Consider the following 21019-nt stretch of genomic DNA (forward strand, 5'->3'; position numbering starts at 1 on the left):
CATTCGGACGGCAGGTTAGGCCGGCGGAGGGGCGTCGGGATTTTCTTCGAAAATGGCCAGATTGCTGGTCGTGCCAAGATTGTCCGAGACGGTGCGGGCGATGTCGTAGCGATGATGCTCCGGGGCGGCGACGACGATCAGATCCGGGGCCAGGCTGGCCAGGTCGGCGTAGGGGAAGACTGTCACGCCATCGATTTGCTTGCCATGCAGGACGCTGTCGCGGTCGAAGAACCCGACGATCTCGGCCTCCGCCAGTTCCGGGGCGGCGCGCAGTCGGCGCGCCAAGGTGCAGGCCGGCGCCAGCGCCAGACGTTTTCCGGCCAGCGACAGGGGCTGCCAGTCTTGGCCCGGGGAACGGCCGCGCAACGGCGCCACCGACAACCTGGCGATTTCGCCGGAACTCGGCGCGCCAGCGGTATCGCGGAAATCGCCCAGTTGAAGATGGGGGGCGGCGAGATTTGTTGTCTTCCGCAAGCGGGCAATTTCCGCCTTGGCCGCCTCGAGAAGCAGTTTGCCTTGCAGACTGACCACGGCCAGATGTTTTTCCGGGAAGTGGATGGCTTGCAGCCCATGCTTTTCAAGCATCAGGTAGGTTTTGGCGTAGGCCGCGATATGCCGCGAGTAATCGTGTCCGCCAAAATCGGCACAGTCACCCGGCAGGTTGCACAGGGGGTCGAAATCGAAGGTCAGCCAGACCTCCTGCGGCCTGATTGCCAGCATGGCGTAGGTGAAGCCGACAACATCGTCGTCGCTACAGTTGTCCTGGCAGAAGATGTACTTGACCGATAGCTGCCCGCCGCCGAGGTTGCCGGCATGGGCATAACGGGTGATCGTTTCGAGCACATCGGCGTAGCGTTTGCTCTTCTTGATCTTGTCGTATGAGGACGGTGTGCCGGCGTCGAGAGAGGCGCATACCCAGCGGATCGTTCCCTTGGCCAGTCCGTCATAGACGGATTGCCGATAGATCACGGCGTTGGTATAGAGAAAGACACGGATCCGCCGCGAGGCGAAATAATCGATGTAGTCGTCGAAATCCTTGAGCAGCGTCGGTTCGCCGCCGTTGAAATCGACCGCGGCATCCCAGACGACATCCTCGGGGGCGAACAGCCGGAGGACGGTCAATGCATCGTATTTCGCTTCGGCGAACGAGTCGAACTGGGTGTAGCCGCAGAAATTGCAGCGCAGGTTGCAGGTCGTGGTCGCCGCCAGGTCGATATGGCCCAATTGGTCGAAACGCACCTCTTCCGGCTTTTTCAGGACGACCATGTGGCAGTGCTTGCAGGGCGTTTCGCTGTGGTCGTCGTTCAGCAGATCGAAAATCCACTGCCGCTTTTCGCTGATCATTTCCTTGGTAATTGTCGTCTTGGCCGCTTCCGCCGCCGTCCAGTAGATCGGTGAGGAAAAGGGGCCAAGCTGGCAGGCGTGAATGCCTTCCTGGCCCAGGCGCAGTCCGCTTTCCAGCTTGGGGCAGGATTTGACGAGCTTTGGTTGCTGGATGGTCATGGCGTGGGCCCTATGCGAATTGGTTGTGAGCAGGCGTCAATGAAGAAGGCCTTGCGGATTGCCGCTTCCATCGAGAGTCCGCAATAGTCCTGTGCTGAAAACCAGCGGCCATTGACGTCGGCATCGATAAGTGCGCCGAGAAGCGCCCCCGGCAGCACGCTGCCGACTGCATGCGGCGCCGCGCTACCGCCCATGTCGGTGCGTAGCCAGCCGGGGTCGAGCAGACTGATCATCACGCCGCTTCCCACCAGGTGCGGGGCGATGTCGTACACGAATTTGTCGAGCGCCGCCTTGCTGCAGGCGTAGGCCATTTCATCCGGGCGGTGCTGGATGCTGCTCGATAGATTGATGACGCGGCCGAAACCCTGGCTTTTCATTTTGGGAATGATCGCCTGGCTGATCCGGATCGGGGCGATGGCATTGATCGCATAGCAGTCGGCGAAATCCGTGCTGCCCATTTTCCAGAAACCGTCCGGGCAAGCTGGCGAGATCCCGGCATTGTTGTAGAGCAGGGCAAGCGGTGGGGCGGAACTGGCCAGCCAGTCGCATAGGTGATCAAGCGCCTGCGGGTCGGCCAGGTCGGCGGCGATGGGGCGGGTTTCAACTCCCATTGCGCCGACGCTTTCGCATGCCCGCCGGGCGCTTTCCTCGGTTTTTCCGTGGCAGATCAGATTCAGGCCGCGCTGGGCGAGGGCCAGGGCGATCTGCTGGCCGATGCCGCGACTGGCGCCGGTGACCAATGCCCATTGTCCGCGCAGGTCAAGCGGTGGCGGTGCCGGTTTGGCGGCATCGTCGGGGTCCAGGCGCCGTAGCCTGGAAACCCGATGGTATCCCCGGTCGAAATTCGCCAAATAAATGCGCTGGTGCCCGAGCGCCCGCAACTGGGCGCTTACCGCTTCGTAGTTGCGGATGCACAGGACAATCGTGGCGTTGCCCGGTATCTGTTCCGGGGGAAGGCACCGAACGCTGTGGAAGGATTTTCCCCATTTCGTTGCGGCATTGTCCGACAGCACATCGGGTCGCTGCCCGGCAGCGAGGACGAGCTGGTCGTAACAGGCGTCGAACAGTACTCCGACACCAAAAAAGCAGAGCGGCTCCGCTGTTTTCGGCATTCGCCAGTATTCGTCCAGGGCTTCCGCTCCCGCCGCGCAGCGCTTGTCGCTCATTGCAGCGGCGTGCTTCCCGGTGGCGGATCGTATGAGACCGAGCGGGTCACCAGATTGTCCCGGGTCTCCAGCGCGGCAACGGCTTGTCGTCTTTCGGCCGGATCGCCGATCGACCAATAGGCGTTCAGTTGGACGCAGACCTCGTTATTCCTGATCTCCGGAAGCAGGGCCATCGAGAGGTCGTGATACCTCCGGGCGCTGCGCTCGTCGCCGTTGATCAAGGCGCGAACGCTGTAGCGCAAGGCAAGATTGGCGACTTTTTCGATTGACGCGGGAAGCCGCTCGGTAACGTTATGATGGTTGTAAAACGATGCCAACTCGGCAAACTGGTGATTGAGCACGTAAGGCCCGATCACTTCCATCATGTTATCCGCAGCCTTGAACGAGTCGTTAGCCAGATGCAGGCGGTGCAGCAGCAGTGGATCCTTGATGTAGACAATCGGATACTCGCAGCACATGTTGAAGTCCATCATGCGCGTACCGTACCAGCGTGCGGCCAGTCCGCCGATCACCGTTTTCCCGGTCGTGAAGGTCTTGCGATACATGATTTGCGACACCGCCGGGTTGACTGCCGCCATCATGTAAACGGCGGCCTGGCTGGGGCCGGGGATTTTGCATGTCTGATTGTAAAAAGGAGCTTCCGCCACGCGTTCGCCGTATTCATCGAGGATGGCGCGGTGAACGATGGTGAAGCCAACCGCCAGATCATTTTCCATTGCCTCGACGCAGCGCCGTGTGAAGTCGGGCAGTAATGCGTCGTCGGAGCAGAGTTCGACAAAGTATTTACCGCGGGCGTTGACCCAGCAGTTTCGGAAGTTGGCATCGGTCCCGAAGTTCTGGCGGTTCCTGGCGACGAAAAAGATATCCGGGAACCGCTGCTGGTATTCAAGCGCGATTGCCCAGGAATCGTCGGTCGAGGCGTTGTCGGAGAAGCAGATTTCGATGTTGTCGTAAGTTTGCGCCAGGATGCTGTCGAAACACTCCCGTAAATATCGACCATAGTTGTAGTTGAACACCGTGATGCTGACGAGCGGTGTCTTGGGATCGTTGAGTCGCGGATTCAGGGCCATTGGTTTTCGGAGGTTGGGTGATTCAGGAGCGGTCGCTGCGACGAGCCCGCATCGATGCATCGGAAAGCGGGATGAGCATTTCGTTCTGCAGATTTTCCAGCGTCAGCAGCGGCGACATGTCTTCCTGCGGCATCGACAGCATCGATCCATCCGGCTGCGGCAGCGCCGCGACCTTGGGCGCCAGGATTTCGTTCGGGATCAGGCACACTTCGATCAGCTTCGGCCCCGGCGTTGCCAGCCCGATGCGAAGGCCTTCATCCAGGTCGGCGGCATCCGCGATGCGCTTGAAGGGCAGGCCGTAGGTGTGCGCCACTTTCTCCAGATCCGGCAGCATCAGTCCGGCTTCCGGCCCGGTCCCGATGTAACGCTCAGAAAAATAGTTGCGCTGTGTGTTGCGGATCGATGCATAGCCGCCGTTGTTCATGATGATCAAGGTGATCGGCAGGTTTTGGGCGACCAGCGTCGCCAGTTCCTGCAGGTTGAGTTGCAGGCTGCCGTCGCTCTCGACCGCGACCATCGGCTTGCCGCCGTTGGCCAGGCAGGCGCCGATGGCGGCGGGCAGACCATAGCCCATCGAGCCGAGTCCGGAGGTCAGGAAGACGCGCTGTCCAGGCTTGTTCCGGAATACCGTGTAGAACACTTCCACCGCCAGCCCGGAGCTGCCGGTGCTGACCAGCGTATCGGGCGGAATGGCGTCCGACAATGCGGAAACGAAATGGTAATGATTGATCGGTCCGTTGCCTGGAAAGGCGGCGCCATCGTTCACCGGGTAGCGCCGCTTCCAGTCGACGCACCGGGCGATCCACGGCTTGGTGTCCGGGGTATTGGCCGGCAGCGGCTGACCGGCCAGGGTCTCGATCAGGATCTTGGCGTCGGCGACGATGGACAGGCTGATGTCCATGTCCAGCTTGGCGATTTCGTTGGCGTCGACGTCGCAGACCACTTTCTTCGCCGCGCGGGCAAAGCCGCGCGGATTGTAGGCGGTAATGATGTTGTCGAGGCGGCAGCCGATGCTGATCAGCAGGTCGCAGTTCTGTACCGCGAAGTTGGCGCCGCGCAACGCCACCACGCCGGGGCGGCCAACGCACAGCGGGTGATCCCAAGGCAGCAGGTCAAGCGCATTCCAGGTTGTTGCGACGGGAATCTGCAGGCGCTCCGCCAGTCCGGCGAAGTCCTGCGCCGCGCCGGCCAGGCGAACGCCGTGGCCGGCCAGCAGCAGCGGACGTTCGGCCTGGGCGATGAGTGCCAGCAACTGACGGCAGGCCGCGTCGAAATCAGCAGCCGGTAAGGGTTCCGGTGTGAAACCCGGCAGCTCGGCCGGGTCGATCGTGGCGGCCTGGACATCGAGTGGAATGTCCAGCCAGACCGGCCCGTTGCGGCCGTCCTTCATCTCGAACAGGGCACGCTCGAGGTGGTAGCGAATCTGCTTCGGGTCGTCGATGGTGACGGCGTATTTGGTGACCGATTTGACCATCGGCACGATATCGACTTCCTGCACGCCGCCCTGGCGCAGCGGCCGGCCGGCCAGCAGGTCGGGGCGTTTGACCTGGCCGGAAATGACGAGCAGCGGCGTCGATTCGATCCAGGCGCCGGCCACCGGCGTGATGGCATTGGTCGCCCCGGGACCGGTGGTGACCATGCACACGCCGAAGCTTTCGCGTACCCGGCCCCAGGCTTCGGCGGCGATGCCGCAGGCCTGTTCGTGATGGCAGGGCACCGGGATCAGCCGCTTTTCGCAAACCAGGGCATCGTTGAGATACATCGCGCCGCCGCCGGGCAGCAAGAAAACGTGTTCGGCGCCGGCATCGGCCAGCCGGCTCATCAGGTAGTCAGCAACGCGCATGGTCAGAGCCAGTGGGTAAGCAGGGTTTTGCGATGGGTGTTGGCGGTGATTGCCGGATCGGTATAGATCGAGTCGTCGCTAAAGTGGGTCGAGGATATTTCCTCGAAAACCACGCCGCCAGCCGAGAAGAATTTGTGTTTGACACCGCGATGGACGGTGATCACATCGCCCGGTTCGGCCGCGTGCTCGACGCCGTCGAGCCACAGCGTCAGCTTGCCGTGCAGGACCACGAAGGTTTCCTCTTTTTTATGGTGCAACTGCTCCGGGTGCGTCTGGCCGGGGAGCATGGCGATCAGCTTCTTGCAGTATTCGCGATTGACCACCGTGACCATGATCAGCCCGAATTCGCCGAAACGCTCCATGCCGTAGTGGTGGGATATTTCCAGGTCGGACTTGCCGGGCACGACGATGTTGCCGTCTTTCAGCAGTTTGCGGACGGCGGTCACGGCGGCATGAATCTGTTCGCGTTCGTGATGTATTTCGACCTCGCAGCCGAGCAACGGACGGCCGGTGGTCAGCGGCTGGGCAGCGATATGGTGGCTGTATTTCGACCATTGATTGGCGGTGATCTGACCCGGGATAGCCGGGAAGGCAAAACAGACCGCACTGCCGTCGACCGCTTCGCCGGTCGCAACCTGGCGCGTCAGGTAAACGCCGCGGCGCAGGCTGTGCAGGCTTTCCGCCTCGGCCTTGGTGGCGGCGGGCCAAGCCTCACTGCCGCAAAGAACTTGGGCGCGCTGGGCAGCGGCCAGCCATTGCCGAACCTGCGCCGGGTTGGCCGAATAAGCATTGAGCGCATAGCGCTCGGTGGGCAGGCCGACATGTTTTTCAAACACCCGGGCACCCTTGGCCAGCGCCAGCATCACCGGTTCGGTCTTTTCCGGTGACTCATGCGTCGAATAGCCGATGCGAACCTCGGGATAGCGGGTGCGCAGCGCTTCAATGCGGGCGATGTGCAGGTTTTCGTCAGGCGTCGGGTACTCGGCGACGCAGTGCATCAGGGTCAGTTGCTTGCTGCGATGCAGAAAGAAACTGACGACGTTGTCGACGTCTTCCGGCGTGGCGCCGGCCGTCGAGGCGACGATCGGCTTGTCGGTACGGGCGATGCGTTCGAGCAGCGGCCAGTCGGTCAGCGAGCAGCTGGCAATCTTGATGACTTCGATGCCCTGCGCCTCGATGAGGTCCACCGAGGCTTCATCGAAGGGCGTGCACACCGTCTTGAAACCGCAGTCGCGCATGGCGGCGAGCAGGGTGGCGAATTGCTCGCTGGCCAGCCGGGTTTCCTCGAAGCGCTTGACGTATTTGACATCGTCGCGGCCTTTGAAACTGGGATGGATAAAACTGTCGAGATCGCGATATTGCAGCTTGAAGGCAAAGTCGAAATCGAAATCCTGGCAGGCTTCGTGAATCGCCCGGATGATGGCCACGCCATGGGCGGTATCGCCCATGTGGTTGTTGGCCATCTCGAAAATGAATAGTGGTTTGGTCATCGATATACGCTCAGAAATTCGTTCCACAGAAGTCGCCGAGCGACTGCGCCATGTAGCGCAATTGCGCTTCGCCCAGGCCCGGCCAGAGGCCAAGCCAGAAGGTGCGTTGCATGATGGTATCGGCGTTGTCGAGGTGACCGCTGATGCGGTAAGGGCGGTCGAGGAAATACGGTTGGCGCGTCAGGTTGCCGGCAAAAAGCAGGCGCGAGCCGATTTTGCGCTGGTCGAGAAAGCGCAGCAGGTCTACCCGGGCGAACGGGGCAGCTTCGCGCAGGGTCAGCGGAAAGCCGAACCATGATGGGGCGCTGTCGGGACTCGCCTCGGGCAGAATGAAAAACTCGGCGAGGGGTTGTAGCAGCTCGCTCAACAGCGCAAAGTTTTGTCGCCTGGCGGCCACGAAGCCGTCGATCCGGGCTAGTTGCGCCAGCCCGATGGCGGCCTGCATGTCGGTGATCTTGAGGTTGTAGCCGGCGTGGGAGTACACGTACTTGTGGTCGTAGCCGGCCGGCAATTCGCCGAGCTGCCAGTCGAAGCGTTTGCCGCAGGTATTGTCGCAACCCGGATTGCACCAGCAGTCGCGGCCCCAGTCGCGGAACGATTCGAGGATGCGCTTGAGCTGCGGGTCGGACGTGAAGACGGCGCCGCCTTCGCCCATGGTGATATGGTGGGCCGGATAGAACGACAGGGTGGCGATGTCGCCCCAGGTGCCGACCTTGCGGCCGCCATGTTCCGAACCCAGCGCGTCGCAGCAGTCTTCGATCAGCCACAGTCCGTGCCGGTCGGCGATGGCCTTCAGTGCGGCTATCTCCAGTGGATTGCCCAGGGTGTGGGCGAGCATGATCGCCTTGGTGCGCGGCGTGACGGCGGCGGCTATGGTTTCCGGCAAGGGGTTGTAGCTCGGGATGTGCGAGTCGACAAAGACCGGCACCAAGCCGTTTTGCAGGATCGGATTGACGGTGGTCGGAAAGCCGGCCGCCGCCGTGATCACCTCGTCACCCGGCTGGAGTGCCCGGGCGCCGAGCTGTGGCGAGGTGAGGGCCGACAGGGCGAGCAGGTTGGCACTGGAGCCCGAGTTGCAGGTGAGGACGTGCGCGACGCCGAGATAGCTGGCGAGTTTAAGTTCGAACTCGGCGTTGAAGCGGCCGGTGGTCAGCCATCCGTCCAGCGCGGCGTCGACCAGATGAACGAATTCCTCCGGCCCCAATACCTTCCCGGACGGCGGAATCGCCTGCTGGCCGGGAACGAATTCCGGCTGCCGTTGGGTTTGGGTCGCGTAGGCGCGTACCTGGTCGAGAATGTCTTGGCGTTGCTTATCTGGGCTCATCGGGTGAATTGGGTGTCCGCACGTACTGATTGATCTGGTCACGACTGAAAGACTGCATGTCATGTCCGCTCAGCCAGGCGCGATGCCAGGCTACGGTGTGTCGGACTGCCTCGTTCAACGGCCATTTGGGGCGCCACTTTAGCATTTGTCTGGCGGCGTCCGTATTCAGGCGCAACAACTTTGCCTCGTGCGGGAACGACGTCGCCTCACTTTCCCAGCCTGCCGCTTCCGTCCAGTGGCGGCTGACAAGATCGGCAAGGGCGGCGGTGGTGACGCAATCGGACAGCGCGGGGCCGAAATTCCAGGCACCGGCAAAAATCACATCCTCGGTCAATCGCTCGGCCAGCATCAGGTAGCCGGCCAAGGGCTCCAGCGCATGCTGCCAGGGGCGAATGGCGTCCGGGAAGCGGAGTTTTGCCCGGCGCCCTTCGGCAAAGGCGCAGAGCAGGTCGGGAACCAGGCGATTGGCTGCCCAGTCACCGCCGCCGATGACATTCCCGGCGCGGGCTGTCGCCAGGCGGGCAGCATCCGGACCGTCAAAAAACGAACGGCGATAGGCGGCGACAACCAGTTCGGCGCAGGCCTTGCTGCTGCTGTACGGATCGCTGCCGCCCATCGGGTCCGATTCACGATAGTCATGCAGGGTTTCCCGGTTGTCATAGCACTTGTCGGTCGTGACGACCACTATGGACTCGAGGCCAGGCGCGCGACGGGCGGCTTCGAGTACGTTGACCGTGCCGATGACGTTGGTCGTGTAGGTGCCGACCGGGTCGCTGTAGCCTTCGCTGACCAGCGGCTGGGCGGCCAGGTGCAGCATGGTTTGCGGGGACGATTCATGGATGGCCCGACTGAGACGTTCCGCGTCGCGAATGTCGCCGATGATCGAGTCCAGCGTTTCACCGACCCGCGCCGCCGTGAACAGGTTGGGCCCGGCCGGCGGCGCCAGCGCGTAGCCGGTGACCTGGGCGCCGAGTTCGCTCAGCCAGAGGGCCAGCCAGCTTCCCTTGAAGCCCGTATGTCCGGTCAGGAAAACCCTGCGGCCACGCCAATATTCGGGATTCACCATATTTTCCATGGGGCATTTCCGGACTGCCATAGATCTTCGAGCAGCATTTTGTCGCGCAGCGTATCCATCGGCTGCCAGAATCCTTCGTGCTTCCAGGCTCCCAGTTGCCCACGGCTGGCCAGTTCGTGCAGCGGCTTGCCCTCCCAGGATTGCTGGTCGTTGTCGATCAGGTCGAGGACCTCGGGTTGCAGGACAAAAAATCCACCGTTGATCGTGCCGCCCTCGCCATGCGGCTTTTCCTGAAAACGCGAGACGCGATTGTCGGCAATATCCAGTGCCCCGAACCGTCCGGGCGGGGTTACCGCGCAGACCGTCGCGGCGAGGCCTTGCTGGCGATGAAACTCGATTTGCCGGGTGATGTCGATGTCCGCCACGCCATCGCCGTAGGTGAAGCAGAACGGCTCGTCGGCATCGATGAATTGGCGGACGCGCCTCAGGCGGCCGCCGGTCATCGTCTGTTCGCCGGTGTCGACGAGGGTGACCCGCCAGGATTCCGCGTGCCGTTCGTGCACCTCCATCCGGTTGTTGACCATGTCGAAGGTCACATCGGAAGTGTGCAGGAAATAGTTGGCGAAATACTCTTTGACGACGTACCCCTTGTAGCCGAGGCAGATGATGAAATCGTTGATGCCGTGCGCCGAGTAGATCTTCAGGATGTGCCAGATGATCGGCTTGCCGCCGATCTCGATCATCGGCTTCGGTTTCAGATGCGATTCTTCGCTGATGCGGGTGCCCAATCCCCCGGCCAGAATGACTGCCTTCATGCTGTGACCACCCTGTTTTTTCCTGCCCCTTTTGCTTCGTACATCGCGTCGTCGGCTCTTTTGATCACCGTGGCCTGCGTGTCCTCCGCCTGCATTTGCGTAACCCCCGCGCTGAAGGTGATCAGCACTTTGTCGTTGCCGTTGAGGAAGAATTTCCTGGTCAGCTCGCGCTGCAGGCGGGTCAGCACAACCGTCGCGTCGTCGAGGGCGGTTTCCGGCAGCAGGATGATGAACTCCTCGCCGCCGTAGCGTGCCACCGTATCCTGCGGCCGCAGGGTTTCGCGGCAGACGGTGGCGAGGTGGATGAGCGCCTGGTCGCCGACGTCGTGGCCCAGCGAGTCGTTCAGTTTCTTGAAATTGTCGATGTCGAGCAGGCCGACACAGAGCAGGGTGTCGTGTCGTATTGAGCGGCCGATTTCCTTGGTGAAAATCTCTTCCAGGCCGCGCCGGTTGAGAACGCCGGTGAGCTGGTCGTGCCGAACGAGGTCGCTGGTCGCTTCGAGTTCGCCTTCCAGTTCGCGAATCCGCGTCTCCGACTCGCGGACTTTCTGCTGGGTCAAGCGCAGCTCATCGCGCGACCGCTGGGCGTTGATCTGGATGGTGCGCGTTTCCTTGATCACTTCGCCAAGAACCGTCCCCAACTCGGAGATGTCGTTGGCGGCGCTGATCTTCTCGACACAGGCTTCGATTTTGTCGTGGTAGTCGGAAGTCGCTTCGGCAAAGTCGGCGAGATGGTCGACAAAGCCGGCCAGCATGTGCTTGATGGCCTCCCGGGCTTCGAAGAGGCTGGCCTTCAACAGACTCTGCTTGTACAGAACCTCTTTCAGGCGCCGCTCCGCATCGTCGAGGGCGCGTTGGGAGAGCGGCTTGTCGATAATGCCGCGGACGACATCGACCTGACCATGAATCCAGCGGTCGTCGAGGACCAGTTCGGTGATGTTTTCGACGAGCAGGCGCAGCAGGTTGAGCAGGCTGTGGCGAAGTTCGGCCTGGTCTTCGGCGAGCAATTCGAGCTTGAAGGCGAAGCGTTTCAGGCGGGTGAGAAACTCCCGCATCTGCGCGACGCTGGAGGCGGTGCGAATGTCATTGGCCAGCGTTTTGGCATCGCTCGATAGCTGCGGGCTTTCAATCAGCTGGCTGGCGATGGCGGTTTCCAGCGTGAAGGCGAATAGCTGGCGGAACTCCGGCAGCAAGTCTTCCGCTGCGGCGCTGGTTGCCGCGGCCTCGGGCGGTCGCGTCGGTGCGACTTCGCTGCCGCTCCCGGCCTCTTGCTCGCGGCCTTGTCCCCATGAGCGGAGCAGGTTTTGCAGACGATTGAACAGGGTTTCCGGATTCGCCCCGCTGCTGGTCAGCACATGCTCAAGCGACTCGCGTTTGCGCGCCACGGTGAGGCCGAAATGCTTTGCGTCCCATTGCCGCAGGAGGTCGGAAATCAGTTCCGACCAGGCGAGTTTCTGCGTTTCGGCGAGCGCCGTGACAAATTCGGCCAAATGGCTTTTGTAGTCATCCCAATTGGCGGCCTTGACCGCTTCGTCAAGCTGCCTGGCCAGGCGCAGCTGCTCCGGTGTGGCTTTGGGCAGGGCGGCGGCGAGAGAGCGGAGCTGCTTCTCCGGGAAAGCTTCGGCGGCCGGCTTGGTGCCGGCGATTTCCTGGTAGAGCGTCTGATAATTGTCCGGTGTTGGTGGGATGCGGCGGGCCGCAAGCAGGCGTAGCGCCTCGCGGGCAATTTCGAATGGATTGGTCAGTGTGGTCATGTTGTAAGTCAGCCGATCAGGCTATAATCTGCCGCCGCGTTACGGGCCCCCGTAGCATGAAGGTCGTGCAGTTGATTTGTAATCATCAGGTAGCGGTTCGATTCCGTTCGGGGGCACCAGTAAAACAATGAGTCAGGCCATTCTCCGGAGTGGCTTTTTTGTTTTCCGGGTTTCGTTGCTGCGCTGTTGCTCCCGTCGCCATCAATGCTCCAATGCGTGAATCCGAGTCGGTCCGTGATGATAACCGGGGGCGAGGTGGCAGAAAATGCTATTTACACAGGCGCCCGGTTTTTTGCCCCGGGTTCCGGGTAACGCTTTCTATTGAAGCCTGATCGCTGGCCCTTTATTATTCCGCTCACCATGCCTACCTGGATCCCAACCCCCGGCAACATCGCGGCCTATATCGGCAGGACCGGCAGCTCGCGGCGCAACATGCTGGTGGTCGCCGAAGCGGTCGGCGGTCGCTTCGTGGTCGAGGCGATTGGCCGCAAGGGCATCGTTGTTCGCCTTACCGTCAAGCGCGATAGCCTGAAAGAGCCGCAGCCGGACCTGTTTGCCTGATATTCGCCGGGCCGCTCGCTCCGGATGCCGGGGCAGCCCCAAATGACGCAATAGGTATTCGTATTCCAAAAATATGGAATCGCCGGCGTGCCGTCATATTATTCACCTGCGCTTCACCCAACCGTCTTGTCACCACTGCAGGAGGATTCCATTATGCAAAGCAAATCGGGCAACGCTACTGGCCGCACCAGCGATACCGCGGCATTTGAGGCTGACGTGCGCCGTGCCGTCGAGTCGGGTCATGATGTGCAGGAAATGGTGCGCCAGCTCACCGTGCAAATGATCAGCAAGCACTCGCTTGATATCGAGTCGGTGCGGCAGATTGCGAGTGCCGCACTGCACGGCGCGCGGGAAGGGACCGAAAAGGCGTTCAGCCAGTCGGCGGCCCAGCTCGACGCAACTCGGGCCCGTCTCGGGCAGGCCGTCGCCGGGTTGGATGCTGCGCTGGCGCAAGTGGCGGAAGCGTCCAAACTGGCGTTGCAGGAAGTGGTCGGGCGGGCGCAGACCTTTTCCCGCGAGGATCTGACAAGGGCGCGTGCCGACCTCGAAAGCCTCGAGGCGATGTTCGTGGAAACGCTGCAGAACTCGGCCGCGGGCGCCAAGGATGCGGCAGGAAAAATCCTCGCCGATCTGGCCGAACACAGCCGCATCCATGGTTCCGCGGTCGGCCGGCAGTTGCAGGAAACCCTCGGCGATCTGACGCAGCAAATTGGCCAGGTCGGGCGCTCGCAGCTTGAGGCCGGCCTGCATCTGGCGCAGGCCGGCACCGACCTGTTCCGGCAAATCGCCGCCGGTGCGCTCGGCGGCCTGGCCGATCGCGTCAAGCCCGAGCCTCCCCAGGACAAGGACAGCTGATGTTCTGGCAGGCATTGACGGCGGTGCGTGACCTCGGGCGCCTGCACGACATTGCCGCAATCCTGGTCCGCTACGGTTTCGGCGACATGGTGCGGCGCATGGGGCTGGCTAACGCCCTGGAGCGCGCCGGGCGCATGCTGCACTGGAACAATGCCGAAGAGTTCGCCCACATGCCGCCGCCGGAGCGGGTACGGCGGGCCCTGGAAGAGATGGGGCCGACCTTCGTCAAGCTCGGCCAGGTTCTGGCTACCCGGATCGACCTGTTCGAGCCGGAGTGGATCGCCGAATTCGGCAAACTGCAGGACAGCGCTCCCGCTGCGCCCTGGGCCGACATCCGCCAGCAACTCACCGAGGATCTCGGCGCGCCGCCCGAGACGATCTTCGCCGCTTTCGAGCCGGAGCCATTGGCGGCGGCCTCGATTGCCCAGGTGCACCGTGCCCGCTTGGAAGATGGCAGCAGCGTCGTGGTCAAGGTGCGCCGGCCGGGCATTCGGCCGATCATCGAAGCTGACCTGCGGTGGTTGATGCGACTGGCCGAACTCGCCGAGGCCGAAAGCACTGAGTTGCGTGCCTTCCACCCGCAAGAGGTAGCGCGCCATTTTGGTCAGTCGTTGCGGCGCGAACTCGATTTCGCCGGCGAGTGCCGCAATGCCGAACGGATCGCCGGGAATTTCGCCGGCTATATCGACGCAGATTCACCAGAGACCGGGCAAAACGGCGAAGCGCCGGCGATCATCGTCATTCCGCGCGTTCATTGGCAATGGACCGGGGAACGGGTCTGCGTTCAGGAATTCATCGACGGCATCTCCGGTCGCAACCTGCCGGCCGTCGAACGGGCCGGACTGGACCGCAAGATACTGGCGCGCCGCGGGGCGCATGCCGTGTTGAAGATGATCCTCGAGGACGGTTTCTTTCACGCCGACCCGCATCCCGGCAATGTGTTCTACCTGGCCGGCAATCGCATCGCATTCATCGATTTCGGCATGGTCGGCCGTCTCACCGAGGCGCGCCGCGGCCAGTTGATCAACCTGTTGCTCGGGCTGGTCAAGCATCAGCCGCAGCGCGTCGCCGACGTGATGTTCGAATGGACCGACGACGTCGCTCTCGACGAGGCCGGGCTGACGCTGGAAATCCAGACTTTCGTCGATCAGTACCATGGCGTGGCGCTGAGCCAATTGAGGCTGGGCGCCATGCTGTCCGATCTGGTGGATATCCTGCGCCAGCACCGCTTGGCCCTGCCGGCCGATCTCTCGCTGCTGGTCAAGGCCTTCATCACCCTCGAAGGGATGGGGCGCGAACTCGACCCGGAGTTCGACATGGCCGGCGAAGCACTTTTCTTGCTGGAACAGGCGATGCGTGCCCGTTACACGCCGGCCGCCATCGCCAAGCGCGGTTGGCAGGCGGCGAGCGAAGCGCTCGCCCTGGTTGCCGGCCTGCCGCAGGATGTTTCCCGCCTGCTGCGCGCCGCCCGGCGGGGGCGGCTGGAAATTCACATCGACGTTACGCACCTGAAGCGCGTCGGCAACCAACTCGATAGCGCCGCCAACCGCCTGGTGATCGGCATCGTCGTCGCCGCATTGATCATCGGTTCCTCGATTGTCATGACCGTGCCCGGTGGGCCGACCCTGCTCGGACTGCCGGTATTTGGCCTGCTCGGTTTTTGCGGCGCAGTGGTCGGCGGCATCTGGCTGCTGCTGTCGATCTGGAAAACTAACAGGGCGGACCGGGAGTGAGTGAAATGAAACGGAAGGTAGGCGACAGCAATCCGGATCGTCGGCCAAAAGTCGGTCTCGTGCTCGGCAGCGGCTCGGCCCGCGGACTCGCGCATCTCGGCGTCATCCGGGCTGTCGAAGCGGCCGGCATTGAAGTGGACTTCGTTGTCGGCAGCAGCATGGGGGCGCTGATCGGCGCGATCTACGCGGCGGGCAAGTTGGATGAGCTGGAGGCCACCTTCAAGACTTTCGACTGGAAAAAGACGCTTTCCTTCTTTGACGTCATCCTGCCCAAGTCTGGCCTGCTCGACGGCGCCAAGGTCAGCGAACTGGTGCGTGCCCATATCCACGCCGACACCATCGAAGCGCTGGGCAAGTCCTTTGCCGCGGTGGCGACCGATATCGTCAGTGGCGAGGAGATCGTCATCCGCAGTGGTGACGTCATCGAAGCGGTGCGCGCCAGTATTTCGGTGCCCGGCATCTTCACGCCGGTGCGTAGCAACGGCCGGGTGCTGGTCGACGGTGGCCTGACCAACCCGGTGCCGGTCAGTGTTGCCCGGGCCATGGGCGCCGATATCGTGATCGCGGTCGATCTGAACCACGAGATCGTTGCCGGCAAAAACCTGAAGCCGCTACTCAACGTGCCGAATGGCTCCGATCAAGGTGCGGTCGGCATGTTCTCGCGCTGGGTGGACGGCTATCGCCAGTCGATGCAGGATCTCAAGGGCCGGCTGCTGGCGCTGGATGCGCCGGGTGCTGCGCAGTTCGCGCGCTGGGCATCGAACGAGGAAACGCTGCCGAGCATCTTCGAAGTGCTGCTGGCCTCGATCAACATCATGGAAACCCGCATCACGCAAACCCGTCTTGAACTCGATCGGCCGGATATCCTGATCCAGCCGCCGCTCGGCCATATCCGTTTTCTCGAATTCGGCCGTGCCGAGGAAATCATCGGACTTGGCTACCGCAAGGCGCAGGAAAAACTGGCCCTGGCGTCACTTCGGAAGGCCATCGGCGAGATGGCCTGATGGTCGAATGGTTTCGGTCCTTGTAATATTTCCGCCAAGCAGCCCGTTGATATCGAAAATGGATTTCGCCAATGAACGACTCGCTTCGCGTGCCGTGGTTTGAATTACCCAACGCCCCGGCGACGGGGACGCGCTTGTGCGCGCTCGATGATGTCCCCGAGGTGGGCGCCAAGATGCTTGTCATCGAAGCGGAATCCGATAAAGAAGGAGATGCCTGCCAAGCCCCTTTTCGCCTGGTCATTCTCCGAAGCGCCAGCGGCATCAAGGCCTACGTCAATCGATGCGCGCACTTTGGTGTCCCGCTCTCGGAAAAGACTGAGCACCTGATCTTCACCCCCGAGGTTAGCATCAGTTGCAACGTCCATTACGCCCGCTATCGCTGGAGCGATGGCCATTGTCTGGATGGCGAATGCAAGGGGGAAGCGCTGATTGCCGTTCCGGTCGCGATCGATGCCGCAGGTCAGATCATCGTGGCAGCATGAGCTTTTATCGCCAGGGCGGCATATGCCGCCTTCGCTGCGGCCGATCTACATAGCGGTACACACTGTTGCAATCCGTTACTTGAGCGCTTGGGAGCGTACCGGTATCTTTAGCCCATGCGCTGAACCCCAACAGCCTAGGCGGCCACCTCTCCCCCTCCCTGAATGGGCCGTCTTGAAAGCCTCGTATCCCCCCGGTACGAGGCTTTCTCCTTTTCGGACTTCGGGAAAGCCTTGAATGCCGGAAATGACGATCGACGTATCGAAGCGGGTCGTCCGAAGTAAAAAAGCCAGCTACTCGGGAGCCAAGATCTGTTCGTGTATGGCCTCTCGATAGTCAGAGCAAAAATAATTCATGTTTTGGTGCCTGGGGCTATTGCCAAGGCCGTTCTGGCATTTATAATGCGCGCCCTGTTCCTCGATAGCTCAGTTGGTAGAGCGCCGGACTGTTAATCCGTAGGTCCCTGGTTCGAGCCCAGGTCGGGGAGCCAGATATAGATGTTCTGAAAGGGCGGCAGTAGCTCAGTTGGTAGAGCGCAACCTTGCCAAGGTTGAGGTCGAGAGTTCGAGACTCTTCTGCCGCTCCAGTTTTCAGATGACGTGCCGCCCGGCACGAATCCTTCGCGTTACTACGCCATTCCCGCCAGCGCATTGCGCAGTTCGCTGCCATCGTCTTCGCCGGCCGACCCCTTCATGTGCTGGCTTTCCACCTCGGTGTGATAACCGCAGTCGCGGAGTATTTCAGCCCAGTTTTCCGCATCATCGCGCGAAACATGCCACGGGCCTTTTTCGACAATCCGGGTGTCGCGACGATCAAAGCGCTTTATTACTACCCGATACATCTTCAGCCTTTGCCATCGATACGAGTTGGTAGTTTAAAGCACGCCCCGACCATCCAACTTTCTTTCGGCAGAAAAATACGCAGATCGACCGGAAAACCGCGTCGGCAATCGCGTCAAAACAAAATTGTTGCGGTGCACCATTTTGTAAATGGTTCGGTTATACTCGGCTCCGCACACAACTTGCCGATACACCTTTCCGGAGACTGACATGTCCATCAATACCGAACAATTCGCCGCTGCCAACAAAGCTACCGTTGATTCACTGTTGTCTGTTGCCAATACCGCACTGGCATCGGCCGAGCGTATCGCCGCTCTGAGCCTGAATACCGCTCGCGCTGCCCTGGAAGATTCCGTTTCCGGCGTCAAGGCCGTGATGAGCGCCAAGGATCCGAAGGAAGCGCTGGCCGCCCAGTCAGCCCTGGCCAAGCCGGCAGTTGAAAAAGCTGTCGATTACACGCGTTCCGTCTATGAAATTTCGGCGCAGACCCAACAGGAACTGGCCAAGATGGTCGAAGCCCAGTTCGGCGGTTTTCAGAAGACCGTTGCCGGCCTGTTCGAGCAAGCTGCCAAGTCCGCCCCGGCCGGTTCCGAAGGTGCTGTGACGGCCATTCGTAGCGCAATTGCTGCGGCCAATTCGGCTTTCGGCAACATGAGCAGCACCGCCAAGCAATTCTCTGACGCCGCCCAGGCCAATGTTGCTGCGGCGACCAAGGCCGCGACTGCCGCGACCAAGAAGAGCAAGTAAGTATTTTTCGGCCGCAGGCCGAAGCGAGGCCCCGCCTGTTGCGCGGGGCTTTTTGCTTTCCGGGGCCGCTGATTTGAGGCTAAGCATCAAGCGGATCGACTGACGCGTGGTGCAAAACCAACATTTGGCAAAGATCGTGTATCTGAAACAGAATAATTGTTGCGGTGCACAATCGTTTCGGGCATACTGAATCTGTCTCCTCCATCTCCTCCAAGAAATGGATTTAAGCCCGCCTAGTGCGGGCTTTTTTTTGCGCCGCAGTCCGCTGGCTTCAAGACAGGGCGCTATCCAGCATGTGCTGCGCTTCGCTGACGATCGTTTGCAGGTGCTCGGTGCTGACGAAGCTTTCGGCGTAGAGCTTGTAGATATCCTCGGTGCCGGAAGGGCGTGCGGCGAACCAGCCGTTGGCCGTGCTGACTTTGAGGCCGCCGATCGGGGCATCGTTGCCCGGGGCGCGGGTCAGTTTTGCGACGATGGGATCGCCGGCAAGGGTTGGCGTGGTGATGCGCTCGCCGGTCAGTCGCTTGAAGGCTGCTTTCTGCGCGCTGCTGGCCGGCGCATCGATCCGCACGTAGTACGGTGTACCGTGTCGGGCAGCCAGATCCTGGTAGTAGCGTCCGGGATCCTTGCCGCAGACGGCGGTGATTTCCGCCGCGAGCAGGCCGAGGATGATGCCATCCTTGTCGGTCGTCCAGGTCGTGCCGTCGCGCCGCAGGAAGCTGGCGCCGGCGCTTTCCTCGCCGCCAAAACAAAGACTGCCATCGAGCAGGCCGCCGGCAAACCATTTGAAACCGACCGGCACTTCCAGCATGCGGCGGCCGAGGCTCGCCACCACCCGGTCGATCAGGCCGCTCGACACCAGCGTCTTGCCGACCGCCGCGCGGGCCGACCATTCGGGGCGGTGGCCGAGCAAATAATGAATGGCCACGGCGAGGTAATGATTGGGGTTGAGCAAGCCGGTCGATGGCGTGACGATACCGTGCCGATCAACGTCCGCATCGTTGCCCCAGGCGATATCGAACCGATCCTTGAGACTGACCAGGCCGGCCATGGCGTAGGGGCTGGAGCAGTCCATGCGGATCTTGCCGTCGTGGTCGAGCGTCATGAAGGCAAAGGTCGGGTCGACCTGCGGATTGACGATTTCGATATCCAGCCCGTAGCGCTCGGCAATCGGTTGCCAGTAGGCGACGGCTGCGCCGCCCAGCGGATCGACGCCGATTTTCAGGCCGGCCCGGCGGATCGCTTCCATGTCGATGACCTTGCCCAGGTCTTCGACATAGGGCGTCACGAAATCTTCGCGGATGCTGTGGCCGGCGGCCGCCGCTTCGGCATGGGGCAGCCGCTTTACGTCGCGGTTGCCGTCGGCCATCAAGGCATTGGCTCGGTGCTCGATCCAGCCGGTGACGTCGGTGTCGGCCGGGCCGCCATTCGGCGGGTTGTACTTGATGCCGCCATCGCGCGGCGGGTTGTGGGACGGCGTGATGACGATCCCGTCGGCAATGTCGCCGGGCTGGCTGGCGTTGTGGACGAGAATCGCCCGGGAGATCACCGGGGTCGGCGTAAAGCCATCGTCGGCCTGCCAGCGGGTCTGCACGCCATTGGCGGCCAGTACCTCAAGTGCATTGCGCTGGGCGGGGGCCGACAGGGCATGGGTATCCTTGCCGAGGAACAGCGGGCCGCGGATACCATGCCGGGCGCGGTAGTCGCATACCGCCTGGGTAATCGCCAGGATGTGTGCCTCGTTGAAGCTGCCATTCAGCGCGCTGCCGCGGTGCCCGCTGGTGCCGAAAGCCACCCGTTGACCGGCGTCGGCAAGGTCCGGAGCCTGGTGGTAAGCGGCCAGCAGCGCCGGGACGTCGATCAGAAAATCGGCGGGGGGCCGCTGGCCGGCCAGAGGATGCGTCATTGTTATGCTCCCTGAGTCGCGAAAATTGCAGCTGCAATGTTACTGCGCAACCCTCGCGGCGTCAGGGTTCAAACAATGGATGAGGGCTGTTCGCCGGCCGTCAAACCTTGTTGAAGCCCAGGCGGTGCGACAAGTCCAGGGCGGCGGATCGCATTGCTTTGGCAAGCGGGCCATCCCATTCCGCATCGAACTCGCCCATCGAGCCGAGCGCGGTTATCGCCGCCACCATGCTTCCGGTATGGTCATAGACGGGGGCGCTGAAGCCGTTGATGCCCGGGGTGAGGCTGCCGGTGGCGCGTGAAATGCCCTGTTCGCGGATTTCGGTCAGGGTTTTTTCCAGTTGGCGGCGCACCGTCGTTACCGCTGTCTGGCTGGACTCGGCCGTTTGGCGCAGCTCTTCGTCAAGCATCTTCTTCAGGAACGGCGAGCGGAAAAAGGCCGAGAAGGCCCGTCCGGTGGCGGAGTTGCTCAGGGATAGTACAGTTCCCGGGCGCAGCGTGATGGTTACCGGGGATCCGGAGTCGACGATCCGCACGATGGTTGCACCGTGCGTTCCCCAGACAGCCAAGGCAACCGTTTCCTGAATTTCTTCGCACAGCGCTTCGAGGATCGGACCGGACAGGCGTACCGGATCGAGTCGCCCCAATCCGGACAGCCCGAGTTCCAGCGCGTAGGCGCCAAGATCATAGCGGCCGCTGCCGGCATCCTGTTCGACGATGCCGATCCGCATGAAGCTGACCATGTAGCGATGCGCCTTGGCGGCCGGCATGGCGGCGCCTTTGGCGATGTCGCGCAACATCATCGGGCGGTTGGTTGTGGCCAGGACATGCAACAGACGAAAACCGACTTCGATGGACTGAATGCCTTGCCGATCACTTGCGACTTTGGTAACCATGATGAACAGTGCGAATGAA

18 protein-coding genes and 3 tRNA genes are annotated in these 21019 nt (G+C 61.9%); 9 read left to right on the plus strand and 12 right to left on the minus strand.

Features of this window, described 5'->3' with window-relative positions; genetic code table 11:
- Nucleotides 1-15 precede the first annotated feature (15 nt).
- Genes KI611_RS04850 through KI611_RS04890 form a run of 9 tightly spaced genes read right to left on the minus strand, consistent with a single transcriptional unit; the run spans nt 16 to nt 11980 of the window.
- On the minus strand, nt 16-1503 hold the full coding sequence (locus KI611_RS04850; protein ID WP_226418699.1) for a radical SAM protein: 1488 nt from the start codon (nt 1501-1503) through the stop codon (nt 16-18).
- On the minus strand, nt 1500-2669 hold the full coding sequence (locus KI611_RS04855; RefSeq protein WP_226418700.1) for an SDR family NAD(P)-dependent oxidoreductase: 1170 nt from the start codon (nt 2667-2669) through the stop codon (nt 1500-1502). Before KI611_RS04855 ends, KI611_RS04850 begins: the two co-directional genes overlap by 4 nt.
- On the minus strand, nt 2666-3739 hold the full coding sequence (locus KI611_RS04860; protein ID WP_226418701.1) for a glycosyltransferase family 2 protein: 1074 nt from the start codon (nt 3737-3739) through the stop codon (nt 2666-2668). Before KI611_RS04860 ends, KI611_RS04855 begins: the two co-directional genes overlap by 4 nt.
- 22 nt (nt 3740-3761) lie before the next feature.
- Complete coding sequence (locus tag KI611_RS04865) at nt 3762-5582, minus strand: thiamine pyrophosphate-binding protein (protein ID WP_226418702.1); 1821 nt, start codon at nt 5580-5582, stop codon at nt 3762-3764.
- Between the two features lie 2 nt (nt 5583-5584).
- Entirely contained in the window at nt 5585-7072 is a 1488-nt protein-coding gene (locus KI611_RS04870; protein ID WP_226418703.1) for an N-acetylneuraminate synthase family protein, read from the minus strand.
- Nucleotides 7073-7082: 10 nt separating this feature from the next.
- On the minus strand, nt 7083-8396 hold the full coding sequence (gene rfbH / locus KI611_RS04875) for a lipopolysaccharide biosynthesis protein RfbH (RefSeq protein ID WP_226418704.1): 1314 nt from the start codon (nt 8394-8396) through the stop codon (nt 7083-7085).
- Entirely contained in the window at nt 8383-9471 is a 1089-nt protein-coding gene (rfbG, locus tag KI611_RS04880) for a CDP-glucose 4,6-dehydratase (RefSeq protein ID WP_226418705.1), read from the minus strand. Before rfbG ends, rfbH begins: the two co-directional genes overlap by 14 nt.
- Nucleotides 9456-10226: a glucose-1-phosphate cytidylyltransferase gene (gene rfbF, locus KI611_RS04885; RefSeq protein ID WP_226418706.1), complete on the minus strand. Its 771-nt coding sequence runs from the start codon at nt 10224-10226 to the stop codon at nt 9456-9458. The genes rfbG and rfbF overlap by 16 nt, the downstream gene beginning before the upstream one ends.
- Nucleotides 10223-11980: a sensor domain-containing diguanylate cyclase gene (locus tag KI611_RS04890; protein WP_226418707.1), complete on the minus strand. Its 1758-nt coding sequence runs from the start codon at nt 11978-11980 to the stop codon at nt 10223-10225. The genes rfbF and KI611_RS04890 overlap by 4 nt, the downstream gene beginning before the upstream one ends.
- A gap of 45 nt (nt 11981-12025) precedes the next feature.
- Here KI611_RS04890 and KI611_RS04895 point away from each other — a divergent pair.
- The 8 genes from KI611_RS04895 to KI611_RS04930 all read left to right on the plus strand — a co-directional run bounded on the left by KI611_RS04895 (nt 12026) and on the right by KI611_RS04930 (nt 17199).
- A tRNA-Thr gene (locus KI611_RS04895) sits at nt 12026-12099 on the plus strand.
- Nucleotides 12100-12340: 241 nt separating this feature from the next.
- Nucleotides 12341-12541 carry a hypothetical protein gene (locus KI611_RS04900; RefSeq protein ID WP_226418708.1) on the plus strand — a complete coding sequence of 67 codons (201 nt, stop codon included), beginning with the start codon at nt 12341-12343 and terminating at the stop codon, nt 12539-12541.
- Between the two features lie 153 nt (nt 12542-12694).
- Nucleotides 12695-13396 (plus strand): DUF6781 family protein, encoded by a 702-nt coding sequence (locus KI611_RS04905; protein ID WP_226418709.1) that lies wholly within the window; start codon nt 12695-12697, stop codon nt 13394-13396.
- Nucleotides 13396-15129, plus strand: coding sequence for an ABC1 kinase family protein (locus tag KI611_RS04910; protein WP_226418710.1), 1734 nt, complete (start codon nt 13396-13398; stop codon nt 15127-15129). Before KI611_RS04905 ends, KI611_RS04910 begins: the two co-directional genes overlap by 1 nt.
- Before the next feature lie 5 nt (nt 15130-15134).
- Complete coding sequence (locus KI611_RS04915; RefSeq protein WP_226418711.1) at nt 15135-16133, plus strand: patatin-like phospholipase family protein; 999 nt, start codon at nt 15135-15137, stop codon at nt 16131-16133.
- A 71-nt stretch (nt 16134-16204) separates the two neighbouring features.
- On the plus strand, nt 16205-16615 hold the full coding sequence (locus KI611_RS04920; protein WP_226418712.1) for a Rieske (2Fe-2S) protein: 411 nt from the start codon (nt 16205-16207) through the stop codon (nt 16613-16615).
- A 412-nt stretch (nt 16616-17027) separates the two neighbouring features.
- A tRNA-Asn gene (locus KI611_RS04925) sits at nt 17028-17103 on the plus strand.
- 20 nt (nt 17104-17123) lie between these two features.
- A tRNA-Gly gene (locus KI611_RS04930) sits at nt 17124-17199 on the plus strand.
- Between the two features lie 42 nt (nt 17200-17241).
- Here the strand turns inward: KI611_RS04930 and KI611_RS04935 are convergent.
- On the minus strand, nt 17242-17454 hold the full coding sequence (locus KI611_RS04935) for a hypothetical protein (RefSeq protein ID WP_226418713.1): 213 nt from the start codon (nt 17452-17454) through the stop codon (nt 17242-17244).
- Nucleotides 17455-17662: 208 nt separating this feature from the next.
- On the opposite strand from KI611_RS04935, the gene KI611_RS04940 reads away from it, so the two are divergent.
- A complete protein-coding gene (locus KI611_RS04940; RefSeq protein ID WP_226418714.1) occupies nt 17663-18199 on the plus strand; it encodes a phasin family protein in 537 nt (178 codons plus the stop codon).
- Between the two features lie 271 nt (nt 18200-18470).
- Here the strand turns inward: KI611_RS04940 and pgm are convergent, their stop codons facing one another.
- On the minus strand, nt 18471-20105 hold the full coding sequence (gene pgm, locus KI611_RS04945; RefSeq protein WP_226418715.1) for a phosphoglucomutase (alpha-D-glucose-1,6-bisphosphate-dependent): 1635 nt from the start codon (nt 20103-20105) through the stop codon (nt 18471-18473).
- Between the two features lie 100 nt (nt 20106-20205).
- The gene (locus KI611_RS04950) at nt 20206-21000 is read right to left on the minus strand and encodes an IclR family transcriptional regulator (protein WP_226418716.1); all 795 of its coding nucleotides are present in this window, start codon (nt 20998-21000) and stop codon (nt 20206-20208) included.
- Between the last annotated feature and the right edge of the window lie 19 nt (nt 21001-21019).

The organism is Dechloromonas denitrificans (genome assembly GCF_020510685.1).
In the GTDB taxonomy this organism is placed as follows: domain Bacteria; phylum Pseudomonadota; class Gammaproteobacteria; order Burkholderiales; family Rhodocyclaceae; genus Azonexus; species Azonexus denitrificans_A.